The organism is Pseudomonas sp. LS_2 (assembly GCF_042709235.1).
GTDB lineage: Bacteria > Pseudomonadota > Gammaproteobacteria > Pseudomonadales > Pseudomonadaceae > Aquipseudomonas.
Window position 1 is genome coordinate 120,259 of record NZ_JAVAYC010000011.1, and the last position, 12,154, is coordinate 132,412.

At 64.9% G+C, this 12,154-nt stretch carries 10 protein-coding genes; 5 read left to right on the forward strand and 5 right to left on the reverse strand.

Annotation, left to right across the window (positions count from 1 at the left end):
- Positions 1 to 107: 107 nt before the first annotated feature.
- From RAC97_RS12730 to RAC97_RS12750, 5 genes are all read left to right on the forward strand, one after another.
- Entirely contained in the window at positions 108 to 1,529 is a 1,422-nt protein-coding gene (locus tag RAC97_RS12730) for a di-heme oxidoredictase family protein (RefSeq protein ID WP_375101170.1), read from the forward strand.
- An 18-nt stretch (positions 1,530 to 1,547) separates the two neighbouring features.
- A complete protein-coding gene (locus tag RAC97_RS12735) occupies positions 1,548 to 2,612 on the forward strand; it encodes an imelysin family protein (protein WP_375101169.1) in 1,065 nt (354 codons plus the stop codon).
- 2 nt (positions 2,613 to 2,614) lie between these two features.
- On the forward strand, positions 2,615 to 3,712 hold the full coding sequence (locus RAC97_RS12740; protein WP_375101168.1) for a DUF1513 domain-containing protein: 1,098 nt from the start codon (positions 2,615 to 2,617) through the stop codon (positions 3,710 to 3,712).
- Positions 3,713 to 3,981: 269 nt separating this feature from the next.
- Positions 3,982 to 5,097: an efflux RND transporter periplasmic adaptor subunit gene (locus RAC97_RS12745; protein ID WP_375101167.1), complete on the forward strand. Its 1,116-nt coding sequence runs from the start codon at positions 3,982 to 3,984 to the stop codon at positions 5,095 to 5,097.
- Positions 5,098 to 5,108: 11 nt separating this feature from the next.
- Positions 5,109 to 8,165 (forward strand): multidrug efflux RND transporter permease subunit, encoded by a 3,057-nt coding sequence (locus RAC97_RS12750; RefSeq protein ID WP_375101166.1) that lies wholly within the window; start codon positions 5,109 to 5,111, stop codon positions 8,163 to 8,165.
- Positions 8,166 to 8,302: 137 nt separating this feature from the next.
- Here the strand turns inward: RAC97_RS12750 and RAC97_RS12755 are convergent, their stop codons facing one another.
- The 5 genes from RAC97_RS12755 to colR all read right to left on the reverse strand — a co-directional run bounded on the left by RAC97_RS12755 (position 8,303) and on the right by colR (position 12,026).
- Positions 8,303 to 8,536, reverse strand: coding sequence for a hypothetical protein (locus RAC97_RS12755; RefSeq protein WP_375101165.1), 234 nt, complete (start codon positions 8,534 to 8,536; stop codon positions 8,303 to 8,305).
- Positions 8,536 to 9,237 (reverse strand): lipopolysaccharide kinase InaA family protein, encoded by a 702-nt coding sequence (locus RAC97_RS12760; protein WP_375101164.1) that lies wholly within the window; start codon positions 9,235 to 9,237, stop codon positions 8,536 to 8,538. Before RAC97_RS12760 ends, RAC97_RS12755 begins: the two co-directional genes overlap by 1 nt.
- Positions 9,238 to 9,241: 4 nt before the next feature.
- Positions 9,242 to 9,922, reverse strand: coding sequence for a class I SAM-dependent methyltransferase (locus RAC97_RS12765; RefSeq protein ID WP_375101163.1), 681 nt, complete (start codon positions 9,920 to 9,922; stop codon positions 9,242 to 9,244).
- A 108-nt stretch (positions 9,923 to 10,030) separates the two neighbouring features.
- The gene (locus RAC97_RS12770; RefSeq protein WP_375101162.1) at positions 10,031 to 11,353 is read right to left on the reverse strand and encodes a sensor histidine kinase; all 1,323 of its coding nucleotides are present in this window, start codon (positions 11,351 to 11,353) and stop codon (positions 10,031 to 10,033) included.
- Positions 11,343 to 12,026: a two-component system response regulator ColR gene (gene colR / locus RAC97_RS12775; protein ID WP_279805076.1), complete on the reverse strand. Its 684-nt coding sequence runs from the start codon at positions 12,024 to 12,026 to the stop codon at positions 11,343 to 11,345. The genes RAC97_RS12770 and colR overlap by 11 nt, the downstream gene beginning before the upstream one ends.
- Between the last annotated feature and the right edge of the window lie 128 nt (positions 12,027 to 12,154).

The window sequence follows — 12,154 nt, forward strand, 5'->3', positions numbered from 1 at the left end:
CCTCTTCCTGACAGCACTTTCATGTAGCAATTGCAAATTGCTCTTATTCCACTTCCCCCAGTTTGCTAAGCTTGCTCGCCGGTTTTACCCCACGCCCAGGATCATCGATGTCCCTGCTTCGCCCAAGCCTCCTGCTGCTGGCCCTCGCCCTGGCCGCCTGTGACGACGCCCCGCGTTTCACCCAGGCCGAGCCCGGCGAAGCGCTTTCCGGTGGCCAGGCGACCGTGCTGCGCAGCGACCGCAATGCCTTCGCGATGCCCTCGGCCAACCTCACGCCCGAGCGGCGCCTGGATTTCAGCGTCGGCAACAGCTTCTTCCGCAGCCCCTGGGTGATCGCCCCGTCCACCACCACCGCACGCGACGGCCTGGGCCCGCTGTTCAACACCAATGCCTGCCAGAACTGCCACGTGCGCGACGGCCGCGGCCACCCGCCCGAGCCCGACGCCAGCAACGCGGTGTCGATGCTGGTGCGCCTGTCGCTGCCCGACCAGCCCGCCTACGCCAAGGAAATCGAACGCCTGGGCGTGGTGCCCGAACCCACCTACGGCACCCAGTTGCAAGACATGGCCATCCCCGGCGTGAAGCCTGAAGGCAAGGTGCGTGTCACCTACGATACCCACAGCGTGGCCTTCGCCGATGGCCACCAGGTCGAGCTGCGTCGCCCGACCTTGCAGATCACCCAGTTGGGCTACGGCCCGATGCACCCCGACACACGGTTTTCCGCACGCATCGCCCCGCCGATGATCGGCCTGGGACTGCTCGAAGCCATTCCCGAGGCGGCGATACTGGCCAACGAAGACCCGCACGATCGCGACGGCGATGGGATCCGCGGCCGCGCCAATCGCGTGTGGGACGACGCCGAGGGCAAGACCGTGGTCGGCCGCTTCGGCTGGAAAGCGGGACAGCCCAACGTCAACCAGCAGAACGTGCATGCCTTCGCCGGCGACATGGGCCTGACCAGCACCCTCAAACCCGAGGACGATTGCACGCAGGTACAGACCGAGTGCCTGACCGCGCCCAACGGCGACGGCGCCGATGGCGAAAAGGAAGTCAGTGACAATATCCTGCGCCTGGTGACTTTCTACACCCGCAACCTCGGGGTGCCTGCACGGCGCAATGTCGACTCGCTCCAGGTGCTGGCCGGCAAGACCCTGTTCTTCCAGGCCGGCTGCCAAGGCTGCCACACCCCTCAATTCACTACCGGCGCCAACCCCGAGGAGCCGGAGCTGGCAGGCCAGGTAATCCGCCCCTACAGCGACCTGCTGCTGCATGACATGGGCCCGGGCCTTGCCGACAACCGCAGCGAATTCGCGGCCGGCGGCCAGGACTGGCGCACGCCGCCGCTGTGGGGCATCGGCCTGACCGAAACGGTCAGCGGCCATACCCAGTTCCTGCATGACGGGCGCGCCCGCAACCTGCTCGAAGCGGTGCTCTGGCACGGCGGCGAGGCCGAGGCTGCACGCCGTCAGGTACTGACCTTCAATGCCGAGCAGCGCGCTGCGCTGCTGGCGTTCCTGAATTCACTTTAAACGCGCAAGGAGCCGGGCATGTTCCGTCCCAAACTGTTGTTCACCAGCCTCGCCGCACTCGCCCTCGGTGCCTGCTCCCCGCAGGACCCACAGGCCGTGACCTCCGCCGCCATCGCCAAGCAGGTGATCCTGCCCACCTACAGCCGCTGGGTCGACGCCGACCGCATGCTGGCCGCCAGCGCCCTGGCCTACTGCGAAGGCAAGGAAACGCTGGACAAGGCCCGCGCCGACTTCCTCGCCGCGCAAAAAGCCTGGGCCGAGCTGCAGCCGCTACTGGTCGGCCCGCTGGCCGAAGGCAACCGCGCCTGGCAGGTGCAGTTCTGGCCCGACAAGAAGAACCTGGTCGGCCGCCAGGTCGAGCAGTTGGTAGCCGGCGACGCGCCGGTCGATGCCGCTGCCCTGGGCAAGGCCAGCGTGGTGGTGCGTGGCCTGTCGGCCTACGAATACATCCTGTTCGACAGCAAGCCAGACCTCGCCACCGCCGAGCAGAAGGCACGCTACTGTCCGCTGCTGGTCGCCATCGGCGAACACCAGAAGACCCTGGCCGAAGAGATCCTCAAGGGCTGGAACAGCACCGACGGCATGCTGTCGCAGATGACCAAGTTCCCCAACCAGCGCTACGCGGACTCCCACGAGGCCATTGCCGACCTGCTGCGCGCCCAGGTCACCGCACTGGACACGTTGAAGAAGAAGCTCGGCGCCCCCATGGGTCGGCAGAGCAAAGGCATTCCCCAGCCGTTCCAGGCCGAAGCCTGGCGCAGCCATTCCTCGCTCAAGAGCCTGGAAGCCTCGCTCAAGGCCGCCCAGACCGTGTGGCTCGGGGTCGACAACAAGGGCCTGCGCGGTCTGCTGGGCAAGGACCAGGATGCCCTGGCGCAGAAGATCGACGATGCCTACGCGACCGCTGCCAAACTGCTGGCCGACAACGACAAGTCGCTGACCGAGCTGCTCCAGGACGACGCCGGCAAGCAGGCGCTCAACCAGATCTACGACAGCCTCAACGTCGTCCACCGCCTGCACGAAGGCGAGCTGGCCAAGGCGTTGAACATCCAGCTGGGCTTCAATGCCAACGACGGTGACTGATCATGCTGCGACGCCAGGCCCTCAAACTCGGTAGCGTTGTGCTCAGCGCCCTGACCCTCGGCGGTTGGAGCCTGCTGCGCAACAAAGGCAGCGAACCGCTGCTGTTGTCGGCGCGCGACGATGCCGATGGCGGACACTACGCCGTGGGCTACCGCCTGGACGGCACCCAGGTGTTCGCCACCCAGGTGGCCCAGCGTTGCCATGCGATCATCCATCACCCCGAGCAGCCCGTCGCGCTGTTCGTCGCGCGTCGCCCCGGTACCGAAAGCTACCTGGTCGACCTGCGCGATGGCCGCCTGTTGCAGACCGTGACCTCGCAGCCGAACCGGCATTTCTATGGCCACGCGGTGATTCACAAAGGCGGTGAATGGCTGTACGCCACCGAGAACGACACCACCGACCCAGGCCGTGGCGTGCTCGGGGTGTACCGCTTCGAAGGCGAGCGCCTGGTGTACACGGGGGAAATTTCCACCCACGGCATCGGCCCTCACGAGGTGTCCTGGTTGCCCGACGGTGAAACCCTGGTGGTGGCCAACGGTGGTATCCGCACCGAAGCCGAGAGCCGCGTGGAAATGAACCTCGACGCGATGGAGCCGAGCCTGGTGCTGATGCAGCGCGACGGTACCCTGCTGAGCAAGGAAACCCTCGCCCAGCAGATGAACAGCATACGGCACCTGGCGGTCGGCACCGACGGCACCATCGTGGCCTGCCAGCAGTTCATGGGCGGCTCCGAGGTGATGGCAGAACTGCTGGCGATCAAGCGCCCGGGCGAGCCGTTCAAGGCCTTCCCGGTGCCTGAGCGGCAGTTGCAATCGATGGCCCAGTACACCGCCAGCGTGGCGATCCACAGCGACTTGCGCCTGGTGGCGCTGACCGCACCACGGGCCAACCGGGTATTTATCTGGGACCTGGACAGCGGTGCGGTGAGGCTGGATGCGCCGATGCCCGATTGTGCGGGGATCGGGGCCGTGAAAGAGGGCTTCGTGGTGACCTCCGGGCAGGGGCGTTGCCGGTTCTATGATTGCCGCCAGGCGGAATGGGTCGGGCAGCCGCTGAACCTGCCTTCGGGGTTGTGGGACAACCACCTGCATCTGGTTTGATTGATTGCAAGGACGCCGCTGGATTTGCAGGAGCGGGCCCGCGAACGATGCAGCGCGGGTGATGCTACCGGCCACGCTGGTGCTCGCGGCGGTTCGGCGCCCCGACAAGCCCGCGCCTGCAGGTTCTGCGCCGACCGGTACCCGCAACAATTTCTTCCTGCCCTTCCCCACTTCCCGCAAATCAGGCAATACTTCCCCTCAGTGCACATGGGCAGGAGCGCCCGCCGTCGTGCCATACCCATAACAACGATTTCCAAGGAACCGGACCCATGCTTCGTCGCCGCATGCTGATCATGCTGGCTGTCGTCTTGCTGATCGTGCTCGCCCTGGCGGGTATCAAGGCATTCTCCATCTATCGGCAGATCCAGATGTTCTCCGCCCCCAAGCCCCCCATCAGCGTGGCTGCGGCCAAGGCCGAACAACGCACCTGGCAGGAGCGCCTGCCGGCGGTCGGCAGCCTCAAGGCCTTGCAAGGCGTGGAGCTGAGCCTGGAAGTAGCCGGTACGGTCCGTTCCCTGCACTTCGATTCCGGCCAGCAGGTCAAGGCGGGCCAGCTGCTGCTCGAACTCGACAGCGAACAGGAAACCGCCCTGCTGGGCACCGCCCAGGCCGACCTGGGCCTGGCCAAGGTCGACTACAACCGTGGCAGCCAGTTGGTCGGCGACTCGGCCATTTCTCGCGGCGAGTTCGACCGACTCAGCGCCCAGTACCGGCGTAACCAGGCCGTGGTCGACCAGCTCAAGGCCTCGTTGGCCAAGAAGAGCATGCGCGCACCGTTCAGCGGCACCATCGGCATCCGCCAGGTGGATATCGGTGCCTACCTCGCCAGCGGCACGGTGATCGCCACCCTCCAGGACCTCTCCAGCCTCTACGTCGACTTCAACGTGCCCGAGCAAGCCCTGCCGCAGCTCGCCCTTGGCCAGCAGGTGCAGGTGCAGGTCGCGGCGTTCCCCGGCCAGACCTTCAGCGCCGCCATCAGCGCCCTCAACCCCAAGGTCGAGGAAAGCACGCGCAACCTGCTGGTGCGCGCCACCCTGCCCAACCCCGACGGCAAGTTGCTGCCCGGCATGTTCGCCAGCCTCCTGGTGCTGCTGCCCGACCCACGCCCGCAGGTGGTGGTACCGGAAAGCGCGATCACCTACACCCTGTATGGCAACTCGGTGTACGTGGCCACCGAGAAGAAGGCCGAAGATGGCCAGGCGCAGTTGGTTGCCGAGCAGCGCGCTGTACAGACCGGCGAGCGGCGTGATGGCGTGGTGGTTGTCAGCCAAGGCCTTGAAGCCGGCGAGCAGGTGGTCACCGCCGGGCAGTTGAAGCTAACCCCGGGCGCGGCGATCCGTATCAGCCAGGACCCGCCCGTAAAACCATCCAGCGACAAGCCCTGAAGGAGGTTGGCATGGCATTCACCGACCCCTTCATTCGTCGCCCGGTGCTGGCCAGCGTGGTCAGCCTGCTGATCCTGCTGCTGGGCTTCCAGGCCTGGAGCAAGCTGCAGATCCGCCAGTACCCGGAAATGGAAAACGCCTTGATCACGGTGACCACCGCCTACCCCGGGGCCAACGCCGAGACCATCCAGGGCTACATCACCCAGCCCTTGCAGCAGAGCCTGGCCAGTGCCGATGGCATCGACTACATGACCTCGGTGAGCCGCCAGAACTTCTCGGTGATCTCGGTCTACGCGCGCATCGGCGCCGACAGCGACCGCCTGTTCACCCAGTTGCTGGCCAAGGCCAACGAAGTGCGCAACGAACTGCCGCAAGACGCCGAAGACCCGGTGCTGAGCAAGGAGGCCGCCGATGCCTCGGCGCTGATGTACATCAGCTTCTACTCCAAAGAGATGAGCAACCCGCAGATCACCGACTACCTCTCGCGGGTGATCCAGCCCAAGCTCGCCACCTTGCCGGGCATGGCCGAGGCGGAAATCCTCGGCAACCAGGTGTTCGCCATGCGTATCTGGGTCGACCCGGTCAAGTTGGCCGGCTTTGGCCTCTCGGCCAGCGACGTGACCAGCGCCGTGCGCCGCTACAACTTCCTCGCCGCTGCGGGCGAGGTAAAGGGTGAGTACGTGGTCACCAGTATTAACGCGGCCACCGAGCTGAAGTCGGCCGAGGCCTTCGCCGCGCTGCCGGTCAAGACCGAGGGCGACCGCCGCGTGCTGCTGGGCGATGTGGCGCGCGTGGAGATGGGCGCGGAGAACTACGACACCGTCAGCTCGTTCGATGGCACACCGTCGGTGTACATCGGCGTGACAGCCACGCCCGCAGCCAACCCGCTGGAGGTAATCAAGGCCGTGCGGGGCATCATGCCGCAGCTCGAGGCCCAGCTGCCGCCGGCGCTCAAGGTGTCCATCGCCTACGACGCCACGCTGTTCATCCAGGCCTCCATCGACGAGGTCATCAAGACCCTTGCCGAGGCGGTGCTGATCGTCATCGTCGTGGTGTTCCTATTCCTCGGCGCGCTGCGCTCGGTGTTGATCCCGGTGGTGACCATTCCGTTGTCGATGATCGGCGTGCTGTTCTTCATGCAGATGATGGGCTATTCGCTGAACCTGCTGACACTGTTGGCGATGGTGCTGGCCATCGGCCTGGTGGTGGATGACGCCATCGTGGTGGTGGAGAACATCCACCGCCATATCGAGGAAGGCAAGACGCCCACCGACGCGGCCCTTGAGGGCGCGCGGGAAATCGCCATGCCGGTGGTGTCGATGACCATCACCCTGGCCGCGGTGTACGCACCTATCGGCTTCCTGGAGGGCCTGACCGGCGCGCTGTTCAAGGAATTCGCCCTGACCCTGGCCGGGGCCGTGGTGATCTCCGGCATCGTCGCCCTGACCCTGTCGCCGATGATGTGCGCCTTGCTGCTGCGCCCCGAGCAGAACGACAGCGGCCTGGCCCACCGCCTGGATGTGATCTTCGAGCGCCTGAAAGTGCGCTACCAGCGCCTGCTGCACGGCACCCTGGACAGCCGGCCGGTGGTGCTGGTGTTCGCCGCCATCGTCCTGTGCCTGATCCCGCTGCTGCTGATGTTCACCCAAAGCGAGCTGGCCCCGGAGGAAGACCAGGGCGTGATCTTCATGATGAGCAGCTCGCCGCAACCGGCCAACCTCGACTACCTGAATGCCTACACAGACCAGTTCACGCCGCTGTTCAAGACCTTCCCCGAGTATTACTCGTCGTTCCAGATCAACGGCTTCAACGGTGTGCAAAGCGGCATCGGCGGCTTCCTGCTCAAGCCTTGGAACGAGCGCGACCGCACGCAGATGGAACTGCTGCCGCTGGTGCAGGCCAAGCTCGAGGACATCGGCGGCTTGCAGATATTCGGCTTCAACCTGCCTTCGCTGCCAGGTACGGGCGAGGGCCTGCCGTTCCAGTTCGTGATCAACACCGCTGGCGACTACCCGGCACTGCTCGAGGTTGCCCAGCGGGTGAAGGACCGCGCCCAGGCCTCGGGCAAGTTCGCTTTCCTGGATATCGACCTGGCCTTCGACAAGCCGGAGGTGGTGGTGTCCATCGACCGTGCCAAGGCGGCGCAGATGGGGGTGTCCATGGATGCCCTGGGCGGCACCCTGGCGACGTTGCTCGGCGAGGCGGAGATCAACCGCTTTACCCTGGAGGGTCGCAGCTACAAGGTGATCGCCCAGGTCGAGCGACCTTACCGCGATAACCCCGACTGGCTGAACAACTACTACGTGAAGAACGACCAGGGCCAGTTGCTGCCGTTGGCGACGTTGATCACGCTCAGCGACCGGGCCCGGCCGCGCCAACTCAACCAGTTCCAGCAACTGAACTCGGCAATCATCCAGGGCGTGCCGATGGTGAGCATCGGCGAGGCGTTGCAGACCGTGGTCGATATCGCCCGCGAGGAAGCGCCCGAGGGCTTCTCGTTCGACTACGCTGGCGCGGCGCGCCAGTTCGTGCAGGAAGGCAGCGCGTTGTGGGTGACCTTCGGCCTGGCCCTGGCGATCATCTTCCTGGTGCTGGCGGCGCAGTTCGAGAGCTTCCGCGACCCGCTGGTGATCCTGGTGACGGTGCCATTGTCGATCTGCGGCGCGCTGCTGCCATTGTTCCTCGGGGTGTCGAGCATGAACATCTACACCCAGGTGGGGCTGGTGACGCTGATCGGGCTGATCAGCAAGCACGGCATCCTGATCGTCGAGTTCGCCAACCAGTTGCGTGTGGAGAAGGGCCTGGGGGTTCGCGAGGCGATCGAGGAAGCGGCGGCGATTCGCCTGCGGCCAGTGCTCATGACCACCGCGGCCATGGTGTTCGGCATGGTGCCGCTGATTCTGGCTACCGGTGCAGGGGCGGTCAGCCGGTTCGACATCGGTATCGTGATTGCCACGGGTATGTCGATTGGCACCTTGTTCACCTTGTTCGTGCTGCCGTGCATCTACAGTTTGCTGGCGCACCGGGAGGTGGCGGCTGGGGCCCAGCCGGTGAACCAGCAAGGGTGAGGTTGCCTGTACCGGCCCTTTCGCGGGCAAGCCCGCTCCTGCAGCGTGCGCACGGGCCGCTACAGGCGACACGAAATCCCGGCCCATGAACACCAAGGCCCCGCATCAGCGGGGCCTTGGTCGTCAACCAGCAGCCATCAGCCAAACGGCCGCAAGCCCTGGCGCATGCCGAACAGGAACAGCAACAGGTCCTGGTCGGGCTTGGCACTGCTCGCCTCTTCCTGCTTCGCCACACGCGGCGAAGCGCACTGGCTTAGCAACTCACCCTTGCTGAACACCGTCGGACGCGGCTGTTCCCAGGCAGCCACCGCCACGGTGGTGACCGCCAGCGCACCAAGCAGAAACAAAGCTCGAGCTATTTCTAGTTTCATTACCCTAACCCTTTGACAGCGCTGCCAAACGCCATCTGGTAAAAGTAGAGCAGGGTTTGCCATTCTGCCGGGTTGAGTGACGAATGGCGCTTAAGCTGGTGCAGGTCGTTGTAGGCCGCACGCTGGCAACTGATGCGCCGTCGGCATTTCTCCAAGTCCAGCAAGGCCACTTCGGCGCGGGCTTGCTCGCCTTCACCCAGCACCTTCACGAAGACATGCTTGCCATACAGGCAGCCATGCTGCCAGTGGCCCAGGTGCATGCGCGCCAGGTTGTCGGCCAAGTCCTTGAGCATGCGCTCGTGAAGTGCCTCCGGGTAACGTTCGCGAGCCCCCTCGGCATGCCAGGTGTCGAGGTCCACGAAGCCCTCCAGCGCCTCGCTCACCAGCAACGCTCGCCACTGTTGCTCGACATCACGTTCGACACCGCAGAACACGATGCGCGGCACGCGCACGCCCAGTTGCTCCACGCTCTGCAAGGCATCGACCTCGCGCAATACCGTCGGGCGGCCGAATGGATGGCGCAGGCTACGGTAGATATGGCCAACCTGGCGCTTGGCATAAAGCAACTGCCCATTACCGTCGTCCAGGCGTTGCACGCCGCTTTCACCGCCGCGTCGCTGGTTGGGTGCCTCTACCCACTCGCCCTGCTGCTGCCAGTAATGTTCGAACTGCGATGCCTGACCTTGAGCTGTAGCCTTCAAACCGTCACCCCTTGCGTAGCACATAGACACGCCACATGGCGTAGAACGGCAGGAAATCCAAACGCTCCTGAACCCTGAAGCCGGCGGCGGCGAATTCTTGCTCAACCGTATCTGCCGGTAACACAAAGCGGTTCTGGTAACTGTCCCGCATCGTTTTGGCGCGGCGCCGCTCTTCCAGTTTTTTCCGCCGCCAGGCTTTGAAATTGCCATCCACCCACAGCGAAAGGATCACGCTATCCCGGCTAACCCGTTGAAATTCATCAAGAATAAGTTTTCTGTGGGCGGCATCGCCGATGTGGTGGAACAACCGCATGCAGAAGATGCTGTCCACGGCGTTGTCGGGCAGGTCGATGGCGAAGGCAGAGGTTTGCAAGGGGCGTACCCTTGCCACTACTTCCGGCGGTTGTGACGCACAGGCTGTCTCGATCATCGCTTCCGAGTTGTCGGCGCCGATGATGACGCGGTTGGCTTTTTCCGCCAGCAGCGGCCAGAAACGGCCTGCGCCGCACGGCAGGTCGAGCACAAGACCGGGCTCGCCGGCCAGCGCCAGGGCGCGGCGGGCCAACTGCTCGTCACGTTGGTGGGAAAGACGACGGGCCAGGCCGTCCTGGTGCTTGAGGAAATATTCGTGGGCGTGTTGCTGGTCGTACTTGTCGGAAAACTCAAGCTTGGTGGGGCTACGCATGCGGCATCTCCTGATTCCAATGCCGCTACCTTAGGAGGCAGAGCGTTGGCGCCAGGTCATGCCGATGTGAAAAATCCATTACATCAAACAGCAAAGTCTTACAAAAATTTACTCCTGGACTGACACCTGATCGTCCAAGTCGGCTGGCAAGACCGTACCCTGGCTCAGGTCTACCTGGAAGCGGCAGCCATGGGGTGCGCTGGCGGTCAGTGTCACGCGCCAGCCCTGGTCATCGCAGATCCGCTGCACCAGCGACAAGCCCAACCCCAGCCCCTCGCCGCGTCGCTCATCGCCGCGCACGAAGGGGCGGAACATCGCCTCGCGCTGTTCCTCCGGTATGCCCACCCCACTGTCCTCGACACTGAACCCATAGGGCTCGAGGCTGAGGCGGATATAGCCACTGTCGGTATAGTGCGCCGCGTTGCGCAGCAGGTTGCCCATCACCGATTGCAGGAAGGTGGCGTTGTACAGCACCGGGCTGGCGCTGACCCGGCCGTCGTAATACAGGGTCAGGCCTTTCTGCTCGATGGTGTCGCGCCATACGCCGGTGAGATCGTCCGCCACTTCGCGCAAGGTCAGGCGCGAGGCCACTGCGCCTTCGTCGCGTTGGGCGCGGGCCAGCATCAGGAAGGTCTTGACCAGCTCGCGCATCTCTTCGGTGGCTCGGGCGATCCGCTCCACCTGATTGCGTGAGCGGCTATCCAGTCCTGGGTTTTCCATCAGCAGCTCGCAGGAGGTGGCCAGCACCATCAGCGGCGTGCGCAGTTCATGGCTGACATCGCTGGTGAACAAGCGCTCGCGGGTCAGGGCATCGCGCAGACGGCCGAGGGTATCGTCGAACGCCGCCGCCAACTGGCCCACCTCGTCCGCTGCGTAGTCCGGCGCCAGGGGCGGCGCCAGGCCCAGCAGCTGGTCACGATGGCGCACCTGGCGCGCCAGGCGGATCACCGGCGCCATCACCCGGCGCGCCAGCAACCAGCCGAGCACCACGGCCAGCACCAGGCTGAGCAGAAACCCCACCACCACCACCGCGAACAGCACCCGCTCGCGCTCTTCGAAGTCGCTCTGGTCCTGCAGCAGTACGTAGTGACGACCATCGACCACTTCGACCATGGCGTGGTACGACAGCTGGTCGCGGAATACCTCGTGAAAGCCGGGTTGCAGGTGCCGCAGGTCCTTGGGCAGCTCGAAATCGTCGCGCCCGCCGCTGAAGTAGAACAGTTGGTCCGGGCGTGGGCGATGGCTCCAGTCGCTGACGCTGTCCATGCGCAGCAGGCGTTGCAGGTCGCCGCCCAGCACCGAGGAGATCAAGCGTTCCTCGACCAGGTGCACAGTGGCGACGATACCGAAGGCGAAGGCTCCCGCCACCAGCGCGCTCATCAGCGCGAAGGCGATGATGATGCGCTGGGCAAGGCTTTGCTTAAACTCCATCGCGGCCCTCGGCCAGGCGATAGCCGACGCCATGGACGGTATGCAGCAGCGGTTTGTCGAAAGGCTTGTCGATCACTTGGCGGAGCTGGTGGACGTGGCTGCGCAGGCTGTCGCTGTCAGGGCAGTCATCGCCCCACAGGGCTTCTTCGAGCACTTCGCGGCGCAGCACGTGCGGGCTCTTCTGCATCAGCACGGCGAGCAGCTTGAGGCCGACCGGGTTGAGCTTGAGCAGGCGACCCTGGCGGGTCACTTCGAGGGTATCCAGGTCGTAGCTCAGGTCGGCCACCTGCAAGGCGCGGCGCCCCCCACCCTGGGCGCGACGCAGCACGGCCTCGATGCGCGCGGCAAGTTCGGACAGGGCGAACGGCTTGAGCAGGTAGTCGTCGGCGCCGGAGCGGAAGCCTTGCAGGCGATCGTCCAGTTGGTCGCGAGCGGTCAGCATGATCACCGGGGTGTCGCGGCGGGCGTCTTCGCGCAGGCGCTTGCACAGGGTGTAGCCGTCGATACCGGGCAGCATGATGTCCAGCACGATCAGGTCGTAGTGTTCGGTGGCAGCCAGGTGCAGCCCCGACAGGCCGTCCTGGGCGCAGTCGACCGTGTAGCCTTTCATGCCCAGGTAATCGGCCAGGTTGGCGAGGATATCGCGGTTGTCTTCAACCAAAAGAATACGCATCGGGGTCTCCTGTGCGGCGCTTTCGCTCTGCGCGGCAGGGCGCAGCTTACGGTCATCGGTCACGCTTCGCCAGTCTTGGGCGAAATTCACCACACGTGACGGTTTTTTCACCGATCCTTCACGGACAA